Annotated in this window: 26 protein-coding genes; 11 read left to right on the forward strand and 15 right to left on the reverse strand. The window is 59.7% G+C overall.

Going from position 1 to position 19,002, the window contains the following annotated elements; all coding sequences use genetic code 11:
* Positions 1-383 precede the first annotated feature (383 nt).
* From JJT62_RS13390 to JJT62_RS13420, 7 genes are all read left to right on the forward strand, one after another.
* Positions 384-1,694 (forward strand): glycosyltransferase family 1 protein, encoded by a 1,311-nt coding sequence (locus JJT62_RS13390; protein WP_246744882.1) that lies wholly within the window; start codon positions 384-386, stop codon positions 1,692-1,694.
* 10 nt (positions 1,695-1,704) lie between these two features.
* On the forward strand, positions 1,705-1,842 hold the full coding sequence (locus JJT62_RS13395) for a hypothetical protein (protein WP_202073266.1): 138 nt from the start codon (positions 1,705-1,707) through the stop codon (positions 1,840-1,842).
* A gap of 598 nt (positions 1,843-2,440) precedes the next feature.
* Positions 2,441-3,523, forward strand: a complete 1,083-nt coding sequence (locus JJT62_RS13400) for a sensor histidine kinase (RefSeq protein ID WP_202073267.1) — start codon at positions 2,441-2,443, stop codon at positions 3,521-3,523.
* A 61-nt stretch (positions 3,524-3,584) separates the two neighbouring features.
* On the forward strand, positions 3,585-3,857 hold the full coding sequence (locus JJT62_RS13405) for a hypothetical protein (protein ID WP_202073268.1): 273 nt from the start codon (positions 3,585-3,587) through the stop codon (positions 3,855-3,857).
* Between the two features lie 284 nt (positions 3,858-4,141).
* Complete coding sequence (locus JJT62_RS13410) at positions 4,142-4,537, forward strand: hypothetical protein (RefSeq protein WP_202073269.1); 396 nt, start codon at positions 4,142-4,144, stop codon at positions 4,535-4,537.
* Between the two features lie 263 nt (positions 4,538-4,800).
* The gene (locus tag JJT62_RS13415) at positions 4,801-5,073 is read left to right on the forward strand and encodes a hypothetical protein (protein ID WP_202073270.1); all 273 of its coding nucleotides are present in this window, start codon (positions 4,801-4,803) and stop codon (positions 5,071-5,073) included.
* 99 nt (positions 5,074-5,172) lie between these two features.
* Positions 5,173-5,553 (forward strand): DUF4189 domain-containing protein, encoded by a 381-nt coding sequence (locus tag JJT62_RS13420; RefSeq protein WP_202073271.1) that lies wholly within the window; start codon positions 5,173-5,175, stop codon positions 5,551-5,553.
* A gap of 321 nt (positions 5,554-5,874) precedes the next feature.
* On the opposite strand, the gene JJT62_RS13425 is transcribed toward JJT62_RS13420, so the two are convergent.
* Entirely contained in the window at positions 5,875-6,471 is a 597-nt protein-coding gene (locus JJT62_RS13425) for a hypothetical protein (RefSeq protein ID WP_202073272.1), read from the reverse strand.
* A gap of 151 nt (positions 6,472-6,622) precedes the next feature.
* On the opposite strand from JJT62_RS13425, the gene JJT62_RS13430 reads away from it, so the two are divergent.
* A complete protein-coding gene (locus JJT62_RS13430) occupies positions 6,623-7,336 on the forward strand; it encodes a hypothetical protein (protein WP_202073273.1) in 714 nt (237 codons plus the stop codon).
* 178 nt (positions 7,337-7,514) lie between these two features.
* Here JJT62_RS13430 and JJT62_RS13435 read toward each other — a convergent pair whose 3' ends face one another.
* The 7 genes from JJT62_RS13435 to JJT62_RS13465 all read right to left on the reverse strand — a co-directional run bounded on the left by JJT62_RS13435 (position 7,515) and on the right by JJT62_RS13465 (position 11,788).
* Positions 7,515-8,066 carry a hypothetical protein gene (locus JJT62_RS13435; RefSeq protein WP_202073274.1) on the reverse strand — a complete coding sequence of 184 codons (552 nt, stop codon included), beginning with the start codon at positions 8,064-8,066 and terminating at the stop codon, positions 7,515-7,517.
* A 19-nt stretch (positions 8,067-8,085) separates the two neighbouring features.
* Complete coding sequence (locus JJT62_RS13440; protein WP_202073275.1) at positions 8,086-8,346, reverse strand: hypothetical protein; 261 nt, start codon at positions 8,344-8,346, stop codon at positions 8,086-8,088.
* Positions 8,347-8,692: 346 nt separating this feature from the next.
* A complete protein-coding gene (locus JJT62_RS13445) occupies positions 8,693-9,184 on the reverse strand; it encodes a hypothetical protein (RefSeq protein ID WP_246744883.1) in 492 nt (163 codons plus the stop codon).
* Positions 9,185-9,602: 418 nt separating this feature from the next.
* Positions 9,603-10,160 carry a hypothetical protein gene (locus JJT62_RS13450; RefSeq protein WP_370568549.1) on the reverse strand — a complete coding sequence of 186 codons (558 nt, stop codon included), beginning with the start codon at positions 10,158-10,160 and terminating at the stop codon, positions 9,603-9,605.
* A gap of 195 nt (positions 10,161-10,355) precedes the next feature.
* Complete coding sequence (locus tag JJT62_RS13455) at positions 10,356-10,694, reverse strand: hypothetical protein (protein ID WP_202073278.1); 339 nt, start codon at positions 10,692-10,694, stop codon at positions 10,356-10,358.
* Positions 10,695-10,719: 25 nt separating this feature from the next.
* On the reverse strand, positions 10,720-11,178 hold the full coding sequence (locus JJT62_RS13460) for a hypothetical protein (RefSeq protein WP_202073279.1): 459 nt from the start codon (positions 11,176-11,178) through the stop codon (positions 10,720-10,722).
* A 157-nt stretch (positions 11,179-11,335) separates the two neighbouring features.
* Positions 11,336-11,788 (reverse strand): response regulator transcription factor, encoded by a 453-nt coding sequence (locus tag JJT62_RS13465; protein WP_246744884.1) that lies wholly within the window; start codon positions 11,786-11,788, stop codon positions 11,336-11,338.
* Positions 11,789-12,019: 231 nt separating this feature from the next.
* Between JJT62_RS13465 and JJT62_RS13470 the strand changes: the two genes are divergently transcribed.
* Positions 12,020-13,108 carry a sensor histidine kinase gene (locus JJT62_RS13470; RefSeq protein ID WP_202073280.1) on the forward strand — a complete coding sequence of 363 codons (1,089 nt, stop codon included), beginning with the start codon at positions 12,020-12,022 and terminating at the stop codon, positions 13,106-13,108.
* Positions 13,105-13,881 carry a LytTR family DNA-binding domain-containing protein gene (locus tag JJT62_RS13475; RefSeq protein ID WP_202073281.1) on the forward strand — a complete coding sequence of 259 codons (777 nt, stop codon included), beginning with the start codon at positions 13,105-13,107 and terminating at the stop codon, positions 13,879-13,881. Before JJT62_RS13470 ends, JJT62_RS13475 begins: the two co-directional genes overlap by 4 nt.
* 27 nt (positions 13,882-13,908) lie before the next feature.
* Here the strand turns inward: JJT62_RS13475 and JJT62_RS13480 are convergent, their stop codons facing one another.
* From JJT62_RS13480 to JJT62_RS19215, 7 genes are all read right to left on the reverse strand, one after another.
* On the reverse strand, positions 13,909-14,649 hold the full coding sequence (locus tag JJT62_RS13480) for an ankyrin repeat domain-containing protein (protein WP_202073282.1): 741 nt from the start codon (positions 14,647-14,649) through the stop codon (positions 13,909-13,911).
* Complete coding sequence (locus tag JJT62_RS13485; protein WP_202073283.1) at positions 14,646-15,095, reverse strand: hypothetical protein; 450 nt, start codon at positions 15,093-15,095, stop codon at positions 14,646-14,648. Before JJT62_RS13485 ends, JJT62_RS13480 begins: the two co-directional genes overlap by 4 nt.
* A gap of 37 nt (positions 15,096-15,132) precedes the next feature.
* Positions 15,133-15,531 (reverse strand): hypothetical protein, encoded by a 399-nt coding sequence (locus JJT62_RS13490; protein WP_202073284.1) that lies wholly within the window; start codon positions 15,529-15,531, stop codon positions 15,133-15,135.
* A gap of 68 nt (positions 15,532-15,599) precedes the next feature.
* Positions 15,600-16,229 (reverse strand): hypothetical protein, encoded by a 630-nt coding sequence (locus JJT62_RS13495; RefSeq protein ID WP_202073285.1) that lies wholly within the window; start codon positions 16,227-16,229, stop codon positions 15,600-15,602.
* Positions 16,230-16,336: 107 nt separating this feature from the next.
* Positions 16,337-16,978 (reverse strand): hypothetical protein, encoded by a 642-nt coding sequence (locus tag JJT62_RS13500; RefSeq protein ID WP_202073286.1) that lies wholly within the window; start codon positions 16,976-16,978, stop codon positions 16,337-16,339.
* 121 nt (positions 16,979-17,099) lie between these two features.
* Positions 17,100-17,870, reverse strand: a complete 771-nt coding sequence (locus JJT62_RS13505) for a hypothetical protein (RefSeq protein ID WP_202073287.1) — start codon at positions 17,868-17,870, stop codon at positions 17,100-17,102.
* 565 nt (positions 17,871-18,435) lie between these two features.
* Complete coding sequence (locus JJT62_RS19215; RefSeq protein WP_246744885.1) at positions 18,436-18,642, reverse strand: hypothetical protein; 207 nt, start codon at positions 18,640-18,642, stop codon at positions 18,436-18,438.
* Between JJT62_RS19215 and JJT62_RS19605 the strand changes: the two genes are divergently transcribed.
* Complete coding sequence (locus JJT62_RS19605; protein ID WP_370568557.1) at positions 18,637-18,906, forward strand: spore coat protein U domain-containing protein; 270 nt, start codon at positions 18,637-18,639, stop codon at positions 18,904-18,906. The two genes, JJT62_RS19215 and JJT62_RS19605, sit on opposite strands and share 6 nt — an antisense overlap.
* Positions 18,907-19,002 lie beyond the last annotated feature (96 nt).

Raw genomic sequence — 19,002 nt, forward strand, 5'->3', positions numbered from 1 at the left:
CTGCCCCTGTCGGCCCCCCCGCGCCGAAAGGCGTATGCCGCACCCGATATGCTGAGGCGTCTCGGTGTGGTCGTCACAATCGGCGCGAGTGCTTTCGCGTCGTCGAGCCCCCGGATCAGCGCCCAGCCGCGCCCTTCAATCCAACAATCGTGCGATGCGCTGGCGACGACGACCTCGGTTGCGTTCTGCTCGCTGCGCTGAGCCCCAGGCGAAGAGAGACGGAGTCAATAATGGTTGACTACATCCGCACTGCCTTTTTCGACGAGGATCGCGCAGATCGGGGTTCTTCGGGATCCTCGCCATGCGACCGCAGTCGGCGCATCGATGCATGGCTTTCGGCCTGGATCCAGGCCGAGAACCAACATCTCATATGCGACCGCGCCATGAACGCTCTCGATCCGGTCACTGCGACCCTCTACTTCCGCGCGCGGGAACTCTACTGGACCGTGACGCGCGCGCTCGGCCTCGGCCATCTTCACGACGGCTCGCGCGTCCGCACTTGCCAGTCTCGCCCGCACCTTCCTGCCAATTCCTCCCCGGCGCACGGCTGCTCCCGATCCGCCGCAGGGCGGCTGTTCATCGACGTGACGCCGACACATCGCTTTGGAGGGCAGACGGGCATTCAACGCGTCGTGCGCGAGGTCGCGCGGCGCGCCCCGAGAAGCGGTTTTGCGATGCCTGTGATCATCGAAAGCGGCAAGCTTCTCTCGTGGTACGATAGTCCGGACTGGTCGAGCCCGCTGTCGTTCGCGCCGGGGGACCGACTCCTATTGCTCGACGCCTGCTGGGGCCTGACCGGGGAATACGAGTCGATCATCCACAGCCTGCGGGCGGCAGGTGGAAGCCTCGTCACCGTCGTGCACGATCTCATCCCGCTCACGCATCCGCTGGCTGTTTCGCCGCGCATGCACGCAGAGTTTCAGGAATGGTTTGACACGATCGTGATGGAAAGCGACGGCGTCGTCTGCGTCTCGCGCAGCGCTGCTTCGGATTTCATCGAGTACATCGAGAAATGCGCCCCTTTCGGGCGCCCCGATCTTCCTGTCGGCTGGTGGCGCCTCGGCGCTGATTTCGAAGACGAGGATCGGCGGCCCGTTTCCGCGATGGCGCAAGCCATTTTTGCGGAAACGACACCCTGTTTCCTTAGCGTCGGAACGCTCGAGCCGCGAAAGGCCTACCCGATCGCGCTGCACGCTTTCGAGCAACTGTGGCGCATGGGGGTCGACGTCCGATATCTCATCGTCGGACGACCCGGCTGGCAGAGCGACGCGCTCGCTCACGACATCACGCGACACCCGGAGTTCGGTCGACGTCTGTTCTGGCTCGACCGCGCGAGCGACACGGATCTGCGATTCTGCTATCGCCACGCCCACGCGCTCGTCTTCCCTTCGGTCATCGAAGGCTTCGGTCTGCCCCTCGTCGAAGCCAACCGGCACGGCCTGCCCGTCATCGCCTCCGATCTACCGGTGTTTCGCGAAAATGGCGGCGGCAATGTCGACTTCGTGCCGCTGCTCGATCCACGCGCGCTCGCGGAGAAGATAATGGAGCTTTGCAACCGGACTGCTGAACGAAAGATCGTCGTCGCGCCGTCATGGGATCAGTCCGTTGACAGTCTCATTCGGCTGATTCACGAAGGCGCCTACCAGGCCGGCGCGCGCATCGCCGCGAGGCAAGCCGTGATCCAGAGAGGCTGAGCGCCGAGCCATGACGTCAACAATCGTCGCGACCATCCTGTCGCTCTTCGAGCCCGACTTGATTTCGACAGCGTCGAATTCGCTCATGGCGATCGACGTGGCGGGATTTATGATCGTTCTGGGAGTCCTGCTGTTCGGAAAGATCTGACGGCACACCGATTGATCATCGCGTTTCGCGGGATGAGGTTAAAATTCGCGAGCCAAACTTGCTAGACACCGCGTTACGGCGCCGCCTAACAGCAAGCAGTTACTACTATGGTTGGCGCTTCGCGCACAGCGCATCACCACGAATGCTAGTGAGAAAACGGCAAGATATGCCAGCGAAGCGTGACGGCGCGCAATCGGCTGCGGCGCGACAGCGTTGGTGACGGTCGCGTTCCCACAATATCCGTCCGAACGGGGCTGTTCCAGGGATTGATCGCGCCCGGCAGATATTCCTCGACGGTGAAGCTGCGGGGGTTAGGCCGGGTCGGCTCCTACGACGGAAGTCAGATTTCGATAGTTGGCGGTGGCCACCCCCTCAGGTCGTGATGAGAGAAAATCAGCATGGCGACAATAAGCGAGCCCAATGTGGCCAACCCCCGCCAGTTCATGGGATTTTCACCTGTCCATTGACCATCGGCCATCTTTTGTGGACGTGTTGCCAAGGACGATCAAATGCGACGGTGTACCAGTTCTACGCTGGCTGATGACAAATCAATCCGCTGGGCATCTTTACCAACCTGGTGGAAGCAGGGACCATTAAGATGGAAGAAGGAATGCCAACCCGAAAATCCCTCTTTGGGGAAGCGTTCAAGCTGGGAATAACATACCTGTTCCTGACGGCGTTATTATATGGCGTATCTGCATTTTTTTCGGGATCGGAACAGAACGAAAATGGTTCGGAAGGCTTCGTTGGACACTCCGGAATTGTCGTTCTTGTGTCCGGAGTTCTGTCATTTTCAATGATGTCGATTGCAGTCTGGCATTTCCGCGGAGCCACGATGATTTATAACATCATCACCTGCTTCTTGATATCTGCGCTCGTTTCTATCACAGATTTTTTCCTCACTCGGGAATTATCCCGGATTCTCTTCGCAGAGGACAATCTGGATTTTTCCATTTCCAATAATATTAAGGACTTGTTCATCTGCTGGGCAGCGTTCTTTGGCTGGTCCAGCGTGTTTCTGACGCTTCTGTACAGCTTCGATGTTAGGGATCGCGAGCGCCGATTAGCTGTGGTTCGGGAAGACGCCCTTTCCGCGCAAATGAGGGCGCTGCGCTATCAGGTAAACCCGCATTTCCTCTTCAATACGCTCAACTCGATCGCCGGACTGATTGAAGAAGGCTCCGCGACACGCGCCGAGCGGATGGTGCTGTCGCTATCGACGTTCCTGCGCACAACGCTGACGCTGGACCCGTTCCACGATGTCCGATTGTCCGAGGAACTGAGGTTGCAGGAGGAGTATCTGGAGATAGAGCATGAGCGTTTCTCGGATCGGATGACCTTTCATATCGATATGCCGGATGATGTGCGTCACGCTCTGGTGCCCAGTCTGATCCTCCAGCCCCTGATCGAAAACGCGATCAAGCACGGCGTCGGGGCAATGACGGACAAGGTCAGTATTTCGCTTTCCGCCCGTCGTGAGACGAACCGGCTTCGCGTGATCGTCGAGAACGACATGCCGATGGAAACGGTTGGGCCAAAGCCCGCCGGCATGGGGCTCGGGCTGAAGAATGTGGCCGAACGCCTTCGAGCGCGGTTTCAGGATGACGGGCGATTTTCGGCCGGCCTTGCCGCACCGGGCATCTATCGGGCAACGCTCGATATGCCGTGGAGGACGGAATGACCGAACTGTCGGTTCTTGTTGTCACTGCTGACCCGCTGCCCGGCGCCGGCTGATACGACTGTTGAACAAGCTCGTCTGGGTAAGCCATGTCGACGAGGCCGGCGATATCATGAAGGCCCGCGCCCTCGTAGAGGAGCGCGTACCGGACATTGGCAGGATCGCCACGCCGATGGCGTTGTCGGTCTTGGGCGCATCGCCGTTGATTTCCTACGGCGTGGATTCGAGCCGCTCCGATGCACCGGTACGCATTCGATGGTACAGAAAAGATCGGGCTCTTGGTAAGCGTTTGCTGCACGGCGACGGACAGAGGAGACCATCTTGGCGACACTGGTAAGCAGTGTGTTGCGATTTGCATGCCGCACATCATTACTGCTTGGCGCGACATGGCTCGAATTGGCGCCTCGCCCCGCGCAGGCCCAGGTCTATCCCTGCCCGGCAGGACCTAGCCCAGGCGAGAGGATGGTCGGATCGAGACAGGGAGGACAAGGGGTCGGTTCCGTGCCGATGTGCGCGGCTGATGTGCAACCGGACAGCGATTACCGCTCTGGCGACGGGCGCGGCTTGGTGATCCCCCCTGCGCCATGGCCTGAGAATCTCATTCCGGGATGGGGGATAGTCGTGACTTTTACCAACCGGAAGGGCAAGGAAGCCGGAAAGAACAGCAAGGATGCCTATGTCGCCGTGGTTAACCAACCGACGAGCGACGACGCCTTCACCGCCGCGGCAAGGGAATGTCTGGCGAAAGTGATGCCAGGGCATGAATCCGAATGCCCCCACAGAGGCGATGGTAGTTCCGCTACGACGCTCGCCTATGTCACGGTCTATCGGTGGCCGTCGGGAGAGCATACCTATCAGATTACCAACGAGCCGGACAAAGGGCGGAACATTCCTCGGTCGACCTGCGAGAGCGCCCAACAGCAGGCCAATTACCTCAAGATCGCTAGATTGAGCGGAATCGAATGCCCCATCGAGATCGTTGAGGAGCTGGTTAACGGAACTCCGAAGGAATGGTGATAACTCGGCGGCCTCGCATCTAGACGCCGGCCGAAAGCTTCTGAGGGTTACGCCCCGATCCGGCCCATAATTACATCGTCATCCCCATCATCTAGCCAAGTCGGCGGAGGAAGGGCGCGGCCGGCGCTCGTGACCGCGCAGGTCCCGTCACCTTTGGCGTCAAATGATCCCGGAGCGTGGGGGGCTACGTCATGAAAACTTGGGTCGGACTCTCTGTTATCGGCTTTGTGCTGGTTATAGGCATCCTATTCCTGCGTTCTGACATGAGAGGCTGGACGCCGGGGACCTGGACCGACCCAGCGACCGTCGTTGAACCGGTAGATGGAAACGACCCTTCCTTTACGGTCGCCGATTGCCTGCCGGGTACGATTGACCCCTATCAGACGCCACGCGGCCATGATTACGGCGACATAGCGACCATCAGAGTCCTCACCTGCCGCAGCCGATCGAGCGCGGTGAAGATCATGTCTGTCTATCTGCTCCTGGCCTTGAGCTATCCAGCTTACCGCTGCGCCACGCGCCGAAAGAAGCGATGAAATACGGGACAAAGCGCTGGCGGAAGTCTCCTTCTCCATGAGGAACCAGTACATCCCAGACGATTGCGTGAAGCATCGGTTTGCAATCAAGCTAAGCGCATGAGACTGTTTGCATTCATTTTGGTGACCGGGATAACAGCACAAATTGCGCCGGCAGGCGCAGAGGAAAATCTCTGGGGCGCCATAGCCCTCGGCGGCAATGGGTTCGGCGCGAGCCGCGGACGTCCGGACGAAAACGCCGCGATCTCGGGGGCTCTCCGCCAGTGCGAGGAAAGCGGTGGTGCGGGCGAATGCAAGATCCGGCTGACCTACCGCAACCGGTGCGCCGCCTACGCCTCCGGTGACAATCGGGAAGTCGCTATCGCTTATGCCGACACGATGGAGAAGGCGAGCAAGCTCGCGCAGCGCAGTTGCTCGGAAGCGACTAAAAACTGCCGTATCCAGTATGCGGCCTGCAGCGTTCCCTCCTCCTTCAACTGACAAGTTGTCGGCAACCGAATGCGGATCGACGACATAATCCGGATAATTTGCAGGCGGGGCGCATGATGCACGGTTCCGACCTCGAGGACTGAAATTCAGCGTCTCCGGTCGCAACGCCTTATTTGTCCTTCACACGGTTTCTTGCACATCGGCTGTGAGCGATGCTGGTAAAACTCGGCCTGAAGAGGCCGTCAGAATGGATTCCTCGCACTCTGCTTCGGGCGTCAAAATGGTCGATAATCCCTGAAAATTGGCCGCTCACCGGATTACCGCAGTCTCGCTACGAGCTTGCGACAACCTCTTCGCCCTTGCTTGCGACCATCAGCGCCTGCTGTAACGAATATCCGCGACGAGTTCCCAGCAATCTTTGGTCGGGTCGAGAAGCAATCGGCCATCGACTCGCCTTCCCGGACGGTAAGGTTTGCCGTCGAGGTCATACGCCGTCCCCAAACTCTCCTCGCCCACGTACGGTCCGCGGTAATGCACGCGCGTCCAGTCGACGGAAATCTGATTGCTCTGGCTCTGATTGAACTCCATCATCACATATTCATCTTTGTCGCCGGGCTTCGCCGGGACGGTCGATTTCCAATAGAAATCGAACGTCTGGATGGGAAATTTGTCGTAACTCTCTTTCGGAATCGCGCTCTTCCTCATCTCGCTGTTTTCGCCGCGTTCTGCATAATCGATCTGAGGCGCGGCGTATTTCTTTCGCACCGCTGCCGATCGGATCATTGCCCAGAACAGCTCTTTATAACTCCGGGACTGGCACGCGAGCGTCGCCTGTTCGAGTTCATGCTGTTCGAGTTCGGCAATTGGATTTTCGGCGCCGCCCCATGCCGGTCCGGCAGACAGGATTTGAGGCAGCGCCAGAGCGACCAAAAGGCGGGTGAAGAGAAAGGTTGAAGAGAAGGCGGACATTATCCATTCATGTCTGATTTTGCTTTCCTGTCGAAGCTATCGTCGGTCCGGGTCGAAGTTGAGCGTAAAAGCGAACCGGTACGTCGTATATGTTGATGGCGTGTGGCGCTGGGAATATCCACGGATAGGACGGCTTGCGCGAGGACTGGCGATGTCTCGAAGACGATGGCGACAAATCGCCACGGTCGGCTTTGTAGCCTGTTCATTTTGCTTTTGGCCGTCCGCACCGGGCTTTGCCGGACCCGGCTGCCGCGATGAAGCAGCTTTGGACTATTTGACCGAATACAGCGCGCAAATCGCACCGGAGGACAAAGTGAGCAGCAAGGGCGAGGCCTTGTCCGACGCGGTCGCTATTCTCCTGCAAGACCACTTCAACGCAGGCGCCACGTTGACGATGAACAAGGAAACGAGCACGGCTATCGTCGACGGCAATCCGTCGCGGCTGGCGGACGTCTACCGCGCCAAGAGCAACGGACGGCCGCGGATCCCTGTCGGAATCTCGAACGGGGCCCCGCCAGAGGGAATTGAAGCTGCGGAGACGCCGCGCCCGTTGCATGAGATTCCGCTGCAATATCGCGGAAAATGGGCCTATTCGGCGCATGATTGCACCGCGGAAGAACCGACCGCCATCCTCGTGATCGATTCCGAAGGCCTGCATCAGGCGGAAGGGGAAATGATCGCTCTCGGTGTCCTCCCTAAGGGGAGCTCGCGCCGTACGATTTTTATCAACGCTCGAAATTCGGGCGGCGGAGGCGAATGGGATTCTACGGAGGAGTTTACGCTTTCATCCGATGGCGCCGTTCTCGAATGGCGGACGGTGCGGCCCGATCCATCGCCGGTTTCGCGATTGTTCCGTTGTCGATAAAGCGGCGTATGAAGCAGCGCCACAAGTGGAAAAGACTGTTGGGAGACACGGGATGATATCGCGACGAAAGCTTTTTCTATGTCCCTTTGTCGTCGGCGTCATGCGCCTCGCGGCCGGGGACGTTAGCTGCGACAAGCGCGGCGACAAGGCATGAAGCTGCGTGGCGGATGGGGGGCTCTCACTCGCAAAGTTTCAATGTGACGCGCTCACGACCGGCTTCCTCCATCACGAGCGTTTTCTTCTCATCCGAGAGGCTGAGCTGATAGAAATGGCTTTCGCCTTGTCGAAGCGGGCGTAGCTCGACGAGCATCTCGGCGGCGTTCCGCTCCTTCTCGGACGAAAGGACGATCTTGCGCTTCTCCGCCAGAGCGGCTTCTGCGTCTCGCGGCGTCATCGTCTCCGGCGTTCGGACATAAGCGCCAGCGACCACGAGCGGGCCGGATTTGGTGGAGATGCGATCGGCGGCGATCCCGACGAATCCGTTGGGAGTCTGGTCCGGGAACGCGGCCGGGCGCGGCTCCTCGCCGCAGATTTCCGGACGCAGGGCCCAGGCGCCGAGGAAGCCCGGCAAGATGTGGGAAACATCCAGAGGGGCGTAGGCTTTGCGTGCGCCCCAGGCGCCGGCGACCACGATGCCGCTTTCGTCCATAGTCACGCTGGACGACGCGGCGTAAGCGGGTGAGGTCGCCAAGAGGATGCCGACGAGAAATTGCGTCAGTCTATTCCACATCAAGATACTCCTTCCGCGCTCACGGCGCGGAGCAGGGAAGCTTGGGCATCAGGTGGAGACCACTGGCCCCAAGGGCGCGCGTATCGAAGACGACCCTCGGCGTCTCGACGCGGATCTGCGAAGCGTCCGTGAAGCTCTTGACCTCTTCGCGCGTCAGACGCCCCGTTTCCAAAGTGCCCGAGCCTGTCACCAGAATGGGCACGCGCTTGAACTCCTTGTCCATTTCGTCGATGAGGATGACCGTCCCCGGCGCGCCGAAGTAATACGCCTTGTTTTTCATATAGGCGGTTTCCTCCTCGCCCGAAGCGTCGGAGCCTAACGGTGCGAGTTCTACGAGGAATCTCCAAACGCTCTTTGCGGGGTCGATGCGGTCGCAGCCGAGCGCAAAATTCGGCATCAGGTCCGGCGGACCGGACTTATGTTTCGCATCTAGAAAATACAAGCGGACACCGCCGCCCCATGCGTGTTCGTCGATAACCCATTCGGATCGAGCGCTCGAGTCGATGACCTCGAGTTTTTCCCGAGGGGCGGCCGCTACCGAGAGCGACGCGAGAATCTGCAAGCCAGCGATAGCGGCGACGCACACTCGGGCGACGCGGCGCGCGGCGCGCTTTGCTTTTGGCATCTTATGATACTGGCCTTTGAGAGCGAGGGAGCGGATGAGATCGATATGCGAGCTCAGGCGTTGCGCAGGGAAGCTTCGCATTCCTGTCGATCGTCGCCTTCAGCGCCGAGGTTCCGGATTCGAAATAGATCCTCGGCGTCTCGGCGCGGATTGCCGAGGCGTTCAGGATGGCTCGGACATCATCTTGCCTCAGAGCAGCGGTTTCGAGCGCGCCGTTCCTCGGCGTAAGCGGAGTGCGCTTTATTTCCTTGTCCGCCTCGTCCAGGAGAACGAGCATCCCCGGCGCGCCGAAGTAATATTTCATGCCTCTCTCGTGGGCGATCTCGTCCCTGCTCGTGATGCCCGATCCGGGCGGTGTGGCTCCCACGCGGAAGCGCCAGTAGCTCTTGGTCGGATCCTGATCGGCGCAACCAAAGGCAAATTCAGGCGCTCCTCCGGCGAGAAAGTTCAGGGAAGGCGCGCCCGCTTCCTTGCTCTGTTTCAGATCGAACACAAAGCGAGCGCCGCCGCCCCAGTCAAAGGCCTCGATCCAATTCGCCCGCGGATCGCGATCGACGGCTCTGAGCGGCGCCGGAGAGGCGGCAATTGCGGGAAGCGACGCGAGCATTTGAAGAGCGACGACGACTGCAAGGCGAAAGCTGGCGCCGATTGGCGTGGAAGGCGTCTTTTTGGACATTTCGCAACCTAGACGAAAGGGTGAGCGGTTAGCTTTCGCTCGAGGGGCAAAAGAGAACCGCGGGGTGACGGGTGGACTCATCGCTGTGTCGGCCGCCGAGGGGTGGCCTCGATCGGGAGCGATGCGAGACTCCGAGCCCTGCGATCGTGACGACACGGCGACGCCGCGCGCTTTGCTTCTGACATTTTACGATCCTGACTTCGAGAGAGAGGGGGATGCCGATCGACACGCGAGCTCACCGCGCGGCGCAGGGAAGCTTCGCATTGCCGTCGATCGTCGCTTTCAGCGCCGAGGTTCCGGATTCGAAAAAAATCCGCGGCGTCTTGGCGCGGATCACGGGCGCGTTCAGGATGGCTTGGACATCGTCTTGCGTCAGAGCGGCGGTTTCGAGCGCGTCATTGCTCGGCGCAAGCGGAATGCGCCTCATCTCCTTGTCAGCCTCGCCCAGGAGAATAAGCGTCCCCGGCGCGCCGAAGTAATATTTTATGCCCGTCTCATACGCGATCTCGTCTCTGCTCGTGATGCCAGATCCGGGCGGCGTGACTCCCACTCGAAAGCGCCAGTAGCTCTTTGCCGGATCCCGGTCGGCGCAACCGAACGTAAATTCAGGACCGCCTCCCGCGAGAAACTTCAGGGAAGGCGGCCGGACATTTGTTTCGAATTCGGTTCCAGCGAGAAAATCTCGGTGCGCCGCGTCCGCCGCCAGGCTCTGCTTCAGATCAAAAACGAAGCGAGCGCCGCCGCCCCAGCTACGGTCCTCGATCCAATAATTGGACGGAGAGTCGCGATCCACGGCTCTGAACGGCCCCGTAGATGCGGCTAACGCGGGAAGCGATGCGAGCGCGACGACGGCTACAAGGAGGGAACCGGCGCCGACTGGCATGGAAGGCGTCTTTCTCGACATTTTGAGTGACCTCGATGAATGAGTGGGCGGATAATGTTCGCCCGACGCGAAAAAGAACGGCTGCGGCGGGGATTCACCACTGTGTCAGCCGGTTCGATCGAAAGACAGCCGCTTGCATCGCCGCCAGGAGTGAACGACGAGGACCAGCAACCACAAGAGGAACAATCCCGCGCCAATGGGCAGGGTGAAGATCGTCAGCCAGCCGCCGACCGCCATATTGTAGAGGGTTTGTCCCACGTCCGAACCGAGGACGAGGCAGGGGTGCGGATTGCCTTCGTCGAGCGCACTACCGTTCACGTTCGCGATAAAGCTCGCGGCGAAGAGGGAGATCAATGGGAGCGAGGTGACGATAATGATCGCGACGAGCGCCAGCCCGTGGCGCCAAGCCAGCCTATGCGAATGTACGCCGGGATCGTCTGTCATGGCGGTGATCTTTTCCACATGCGCTTCAGTCATCGATGGCATAGATGCTTGCGTCGTAAACGAGTCCAATCTCCGCTCCATCCGGAGCCTGGACCCGTAGGGCGGTCCATTCCTCGCCCGCCTCCGGCCCGTTATCGATTTGCGAGGCGTTGCCAAGCTGCAGCGGACGGTATTGTCCCGCGGCCGCGGGTTCGCAACTTTGTCCGGCGAGCGAGCGCAAAAGCGTGGCGCGCAATGTTTTCGGCGTCTTTTCGTGCAGATGGGCCTTCTCGACAATAGAGACGACGAAGGTCGCGGCTTCGTAGCTCGGGCAGCGATAGCCGCGATGATAGTCTCCGTGCGTCTTTCCGCTCAGGCGGATCGTCCCCTGGAAGGTTCCCTGACTCGGATCGCCGATCCACTCTTGGAGCGATTTTTCTGAATCCCGCGCGGACGCGAAGCGAAAAGCGAAGAGCAGGACGAGCAAGGCGCAAATATTTCTCATAATTTTTTTTGGAATCCCAGCCTCTCGGATAAGGCATGGAGGCATCCGATCCTCGCGGAATCAACCCCGCCGAAGCACCAGTACAATGCGCGCGTTGCGGCTGACAGAGACGCGGCAAATAATGCGCTGTGGTGCCTCGGGGCAACGAACATCCTCGTCAATCAGAAAGGGGCAGGACATGCGCATCTTCGGCGAGAGTGTCATTCAGCAAGGCGACAACTGCCTTGCGCGAGGGGACGTTCAACTGTCTCAACAGTTGCGAGACATGATTGCGTACCGTGAAATGCGACAGCTTCAAGCGCCGGCCGATCTCCTTGTTCGACAGGTCATGCATCAAGAGCCGCAGTATGTCGCGTTGTCGGTCCGTCAGCGAGGAAAGCGTGTGCAGGAGGGAAAAGTCGCGCGCGCCGGCTGCTTCGCGCTGCGCATACAACACGCTGCCCTCCGGCAGCATGTGACGCACTCGAGCAAGAATATCATCCGCGTCATTCGTCCGCACCGCGAACAACACGACGCTCGCGGTCGCACTGTGCTCGATCATCGAGCGGACTCCTGAACGCCCGCTGACCCGAAGGTTTGGCGCGATGTCCGAAATATCGTATGTGTCCATGCTGAGACTTCCGCGTGGTCCCTTGCCCAACTCCGTAGCATCGCTCGAGCGAGGGTTCATTCGACTTCCGGCGACGAGCGCGAGCGCGGCGACGAGCGGCGGCAAGAATCTGCGAATGGCGACTGTGGGGGGACGAACGGCATGCCGAAGACGGCTTTGCGGGTGTCCTAGAACGCCGACACGAGTCGATGAATGGGAAGGCCCTGTAGGTCGAAGAGGGAACGAAGGGTGATGAAACGATCGTCTAACGCATGCGCAATCCGTCAGGCCACCTTTCGCTTCGGCCTGATCTATTGGGTGGGCGTATTCATTTTCTCAAGCATATTATGGGGTATCGTCGGCACGGACCCGATCGAATCCGCCATTGGCAAGCTTTTGCACTATGCCTTGTGCTCGGTCATCACCGCCGGCATTTCGGCGCTATTATTCCACTTGCACGAGAGGCTGGTCGAGACGCGCTCCTCGGAGAATGCGCTCCCGTTGCTCGTCGCCGCTTCCTTCATTCTCTCTCTGGCGGCGGCGCCGGCCTGGGCCGCGCTTGGCTATGCGGTTTACACTCTCTGCGTCTGGCCGCAGCCCGCTGTCTTCGATTGGAAGGATTTCGGCTATGACACTGCATATGGCGCGGCGTTGTTTTTCGGATGGTCCTGTCTGTTCATTACTCTCGTTTTCGGTTTCGAGCTCCATGACCGTGAACTTAGGCTCGCCGCCGTTCGTGAGGAGGCCCTGACCGCACAGATGCGCGCGCTGCGGTATCAAGTAAATCCGCATTTTCTCTTCAACACGCTGAACTCGATCGCCGGCCTGATCGAGGAAGGATCGGCCACCCGCGCCGAGCGCATGGTCCTGTCGCTCTCGACATTCCTGCGCACGACCCTGTCGCTCGATCCCATGCATGACGTGTCCCTGGCGGATGAGCTGGCTCTGCAGGAGGAATATCTCCAGATCGAGCGCGAGCGCTTTTCCGACCGAATGGCGTTCAGCATCGACATGCCCGAGGACGTGCGCAGCGCCCTTGTGCCGAGCCTGATCCTCCAGCCGCTGATCGAGAACGCCATCAAGCACGGCGTCGGCGCCACTGTCGGCAAGGTCGAGATCGCGCTGCGCGCGCGCCGTGAGGCAAACCGGCTTAGGGTTACGGTCGAGAACGACATGCCCATCGAGGATGACGGCAAGAAGCCTGCCGGCATGGGAGTCGGATTGCGCAACGTCGCGGAACGCCTGCACGCCCGCTTTCAGGGCGACAGCTCGTTTTCATCCGGCCCGGTCGCGCCCGGCCGCTACCGGGCATTCATCGAGCTCCCGTGGCGGCTCGCATGAGCGAGCTCACGATTCTCGTTGTCGACGATGAGCCGCTCGCGCGCCGCAGGCTCTTGCGTCTGCTCGCGAAGATGGAATGGGTCGGGCGGATCGACGAAGCCGCCGACGCCAGGGAGGCTTGTCGCGCGGCGGAACAATCCCGGCCCGACATTCTTCTGCTCGACATTCAAATGCCGGGTGGCAGCGGCTTCGACGTTCTCGAAAGCCTCGGACCGGAGCCGCCGGTGGTCGTTTTCGTCACCGCATTCGACCATCACGCCCTGCGCGCCTTCGAGGCCAACGCCGTCGATTACGTCACCAAGCCGATCGAGCCAGGGCGCTTCACTCGCGCCCTGGAGCGCGCGCGGATCGCCGCGGGCGCGCGCCATCAGGCGGACCGAGTCGCCGAATTGCAGGAAACGATCGCTTCCCTGAAGCGCGCTTTGACCGAACAGCCGAAAAAGTCGACCGAGTTCTGGGTGAAGGCGCGAGGCGAATATTTGCGCGTCACGCTGGCCAATGTGATCCGCTTTCAGGCGGAACGCGACTATGTGCGCATCCATGTTCCTGGCGCGGACTATCTCTTTCAGGAGAGCCTGTCCTCGCTCGAACGCCGTCTCGACGGCGAAGAGTTCCTGCGTATCCATCGCGGAGCGATTGTGCGCCGCAGCGCCATCACGCGTATCAAGCAGGCGCCTTTCGCGGCGCTGATCGCGGTTCTAAACGACGGCTCGGAAGTGCGCGTGGGGCGGACCTATGCGCCGTCGATCCGCGCAAGGCTGATACGCACGTAGGCAAAGGCTCCCTGTGCGCAATCTCGTTCAGCGTTCGAGGGAAACACCGTTTTGCACCATCCAGTCGAGGACCTCCAGCCGCGCTTGCCGAGCTTCGGCGTTGAGCAGACGCTCCGGCGTCATAAGGAGGTAGGTCTGGAAAGTCTTGCCCTGCCGGTTGCGCGCCCCGGCTGGGGCTCCTTGTTGCAACAATCTCAGAACGCGCGCCGCGTCGTTGATTTGCGCCGCGAGATGCAGAATGGTATTGCCCATGTTGTCGGCATGGTTCAAACGCGCCCCGGCTGCGAGTAACATTTCGAACTGCCGCTCCCGTTCCCCCATCAAGGCCGCCATCAAAGGCGTCCTGCCGGTCTGACCATTGCGAGCGTCGACGTCGACATGGCGCGCGAGGAGGAGACGCAAATATTCCAAATCATTCGCCATGGCAGCGAAGTGGATCGCCGTATCGCCGTCGACGCCGGGCTGCGCAGGATCGGCGCCGACATTCAGCAGCACTTGGAAGGCGAAGTGGCTTTTGTTGAGCATAGCCCATTGCAACAGCGTGACGTTCTTGTCGCCTCTCGCCTTTACATTGGCGCCAGCCGCCACGAGCTCGGCGGCGCGCGTGCTGTCCCGCTGCATGGCGGCGTCGAGCAGTGCTTCGACCTTAGGGTCGGAAAAAATCTCCGCAGCGTCGGGCGCGGCGACGCTCGCCCTCGGATAAGAGAATGAAGATGCGATCAGAGCGCCGATAAGGAAGCTCCGCCGCGACAGAGTCGTCTGCGTCATGGCGCGGACTTCCTCCAGGGCTCGAAGGTGCTCAACGTGTAGCCCGTTTCTCCACTGATGTGGAGCATCGCGCCTTTGCATTCCCGGAGCCGGGTCTCGAAGCTGTGGCTCGTTTCGATCTGTCCGAGATCGGTCCGAACGCGCCCGTGGTGATACCAGACGGTCGCCTGATAACGGACGTTGTCGGTCCCATTCCGCTCTATGCCCGATGTTTCCAATGACGTCTCTTGGCTGGAGCCGTCGGCGTCGACGGTCTTTTCGACGATGCGTCTCTTGTCCTCGGCATATTGGCGCTCGAGCGCTTCGACACATGCGCGATGCGACGCGAGCGCTTGCGAAGATGGCGGTACCGGCAGCCTGCCGCTCGCATGGGCCGGCCACGACGCAAGAAAGATCTCGAGACCCAAAGCAGTAGTCGCCAGCGCTCCAAAACTCATCAATGCCATAGACGCTGCTCCAGCGACATGCGATCCGCTTCGAGCTTCAACGCGTCTCGCCATAATAAGGGGACTCTCCGCCTCGTGAATCATTCGTGTGCTCTTTTAGATTTACGCAGACGCAAACCGCGTCGGCGCAATTATTGGAGAGCTCCTTGTGAACAAAGGAGCAGTCCGGCTTCGAATGAACCGTTTCCCTCTTGGTGGCGTTCTCATAGGCGTAAACGGCAGCCTTAGTGTCCAGGACTTCCATGAGCCTCAATCCGCTGTTTTGGCAGATCAGCCGCTCGATCGGCTTGTTCTGCCTTTGACAGTCGAGGCAGGACGGCACGTCGCCGTAAAACTCCGATAACTCGCCGATCGCGCGCTTAACCTTGTCGACGTCCAAGTTCGGGCAATCGACCGCAAGGGCGCGCCCCGCGACGCCCGTGAAAGAAAAGATCAACAGAGACGCCAACAAAGCTCTTCGCATATCATCCTCTTTTGCGGTTGTTGTTCCACGCCGCGACGACGTCATTGAAGTGGCTCCACGCGGTTGACGCAGGACCTCTTGGTCATATCGCTCCCGGGCGTGAACAGAGAGAAGGAAAAGAACGTCTCTCCTGGGCTGTTTTTGCCGCCATCCTCGTTGCGCCCAGCGCGGACAAAGACCGGCGTCGGCGCGGCTGGAAGATCAATCCGGAAAAAGGCGATATGCTCGTCATCAGGCAGATCGCCATAGCCGTCCGTCTTGCAATTGTCGGCTAGCAGGGTCACGGTCCCGACGCTCAACTGCCCTCGGAGAATTTCTTGATAATTGCTGCTCGGATAGAACTTCTGAAGCTCTATCGCGCGAACGCCCTTGGCGCTGTGGAAAATGACGTCGATCGAAGCATCGCCTGCGTTGCCCTTTTTGTGCGTAGCGTTCGCGCCGATTCCAACCGGAAGGTCGACCTCGCCAAATCCATTCAGGCGCAGTCGTCCGCGCAAATGGTATGTCACGCTGAGATCTTTTTCGGAATCTTCGGGATAGGCGAAACCTTGCCATTCGATGTTCGAAAGCGCGGCGATGTCCTTGTCCCGCTTCCCCTGTGCGAAGGCGATGAGCAGCGTCTCGAGCGGGTTGCTCGCGTCGCGTGCGTCTACCGAAGCGCCAAGCGCCATTGCGAGAACGAAGGAAAGCGCAAAACGATATGTGCGGCAGGTGAGAGCCATGGCGTCCATCGGTTGTAAGAAATTCACTCTGAGAAGTGGGGATGATTCCAGCGAGGTTATTTTTCGGACGGAAAAAGCATGAAGCGCTTGCCTTTCAGGCGGTCGGCTTTGTCCGGCCCGAGACCGCGTAAGCTGTACGGTTCTACTTCGAAGGAGGACAAGGCATAGCGGTCGGTATTGTGCAGGAAACGCCACGATCCTTTCTCCCCGGAGTCTTCACTGGCGCCCCAACGCTCGTCGCTCGTTATTTCAAGGCTATTCGAATTGATTTTCCCATTCGAAAGTCTGGTCACGACCTCGTATCCGATCGCGCTAGGCTTCTCCGCCAACTCGGATCCGATGTCGTCGGCCCAGCGAAGTTCATATACAGGCTTTGCGAAGTGCATCAGCCGGTAGCTGGAGAAAGTCCGCCACAGAAGAAACACGCGGGTCCGAGTGGCGGAATACTCGCAATGGAGATCATAAATGATCGTGGCGACATTGCCGCTCCGCGACGCCACGATTATCCGGTCATCTTTGATAAGGTGCGCGTTATCTGTATCGTCGCATCCAGCGTCGGTATGTGAAATTAGAAATTTACGCGCGTCTCGCAGCGTCGGAGCATCCGGCGGCAATTCTGCGCTGCAGGCGGAGGTTTGCGCGAAGAGGGCCAAGGCGCAAAAACGCACGGCGAACCGGGTGAAGATTTTGTGCGTCATGCAAGTTCCGACCATCTCGCCTGCGCTTTTTCGAAATCACTGCAACGAGGCAGGCGAGAACGCGCATGTTCATTCTTGCTCTCGGCAAGGGGCGGTCGCTGGAGAGCGCTCCGCTCGTGATTCATTTGCCACGCTTGTTGACGCAGTTGCTCAACCACTTTCGCGCCGTCGAGCCGCTGTGCCACTTGCCGTGGATGACTTCCTGTCCGTGCAGTTCAACCGCATAGTCCTGCATTTCTTCAATCGACCCGAGCAGCGCCTGTGTGGAGGGGACGGCGAATATGATCATTCCGATCTTCGCGGACCAAGGCAAACTCGCATGAAAAGCACGGACCCTCTGGATTTCCCCGGACTGGGTAAGACTGACCGTCTCGGTGCGTATGTCCGCGGTCGGTGGGATCGCCCCGCCGAAATAGGCGAGGAGCGTGCCTTTGGCTTCGCCAACCCAATCCATGATCAAGACGCCGCCATTCAACTGGAGGAATGATGCGGTGCATATCTGGCGTGAATCTTTCGGCTGCGAGCGTGAGAATTTCCATACGCCTTGCTTCAATTCACGCAAAACAGGATCGTTCTTCAAGAGACGCTCTTCGTTTTCCTGCGCGACTTGTTTTTCCCATTGGAGAAGGGCGCGGAATTCAGCGGCATTGAAGGGAGGAGGGCCGGAATCGCCGCCACTGCGCGGCGCGGCGCCGTTACCGCCGCCATCGTCGACGTCGTACATGTGGAGGCAACCCGTCCAACCGGCATTTTCTTGTCCGGGGACCATAGCGCCGCCCGGGATGAATCCTGGCGGGCAGGCGCCTTCGGCGGACGCGCGGTCGCCGCCATGGAACGCAAACGCGAAGAGGGAAAATAGGACGCCACGCAAAAATCGGAATTGTCTTGTCATTTTCGTGCCTGGTCCCTACGCCTCGCGCCATGAGGCGCCTTCCGAAGGCTCTTCGTTGTTCGGCAAAACCCCCGACCGCATCCGCCTGTCGCGGACCGGACTGCCGCGCCAAGCTAAGGGAGATGACCAAGCTGGCCAAGGCTTACGACGTACCGGTGCTTGCGAGCGCGTCATTGTGGTATTCTCATGGGCGTGTCCGAACCGACGCCATGACCCAGCGCCACCGCACGGATTCGTTAGGCGTTCGCCAAGGGTCATGGGCGCCTTCCTTTCAGCGCTCCTGGCGGCGCAAGGTCATAGGATCTCGCGTATCGCGCCGACGATCGCCTCCGGCTTCTCGAGCGGAATGGCGCGACCGCTGTCAACCCACACTTGGCGGGCGCCGGGGTTGAGGCGGAGAATGTCAATTCGCTTTGCATTGCCGTCACGAGCGAGTTCGGCCCGTGGTTGTGGATTTGGGGAGCAAAGATTGCCGCGCTGGCTTCCACTATGAGCTACAGGCCGGCGACCGTCGCCCGGTCAGGGCAATTTGCCAGTAGTCCCCTATCAGCGTCGGGGTTTTCTTCTATTTATGAGGAGCAAGCGACATGCTGGCCATTCGGAAAATTCGCTTGGTTGTCGGGCTGGCGATCTGCTGCGGCGAGTTCGTCTTGAATTCCATGGCTTGGACGCAGTTCTGCAACCTTTCAATTCCCGACTTATCTTTCGGTTCATTCGACGTTACCGCAAACACCCCTTCGAACGGTTCAACAACAATCTCGGTAAGATGCACGGCACTGTATCTGTGGCGTTGCGCGTATGCGTCAACGTAGGCCCAGGTTCGCCAGCGGCTTTGAACGCTTCCACCAGATATATGACGTCTGGCTCCAACAGTCTGACCTACGGATTGTTTTCAGACGCTGGCGCAACCACTACGGTTGGCTCGAACTTCTGGCGCGCCGGTGGCGGGAACCCAATCATCATCGCCTTCCCCTTATTTATCGGCACCGTTACCAGAACAGCGACCTTGTATGGACAGATTTACTACGGCCAGTAGACCGCCCCAGCAGGAACATATTCGACGAGCTTCGGCACAACGGGCGCCATGATTCAATATGGTCTGTTTTCGTTCGTGAGCTGTAATTTGCTGACG

The sequence above is a fragment of the Methylocystis sp. Sn-Cys genome (assembly GCF_016745395.1).
GTDB lineage: Bacteria > Pseudomonadota > Alphaproteobacteria > Rhizobiales > Beijerinckiaceae > Methylocystis > Methylocystis iwaonis.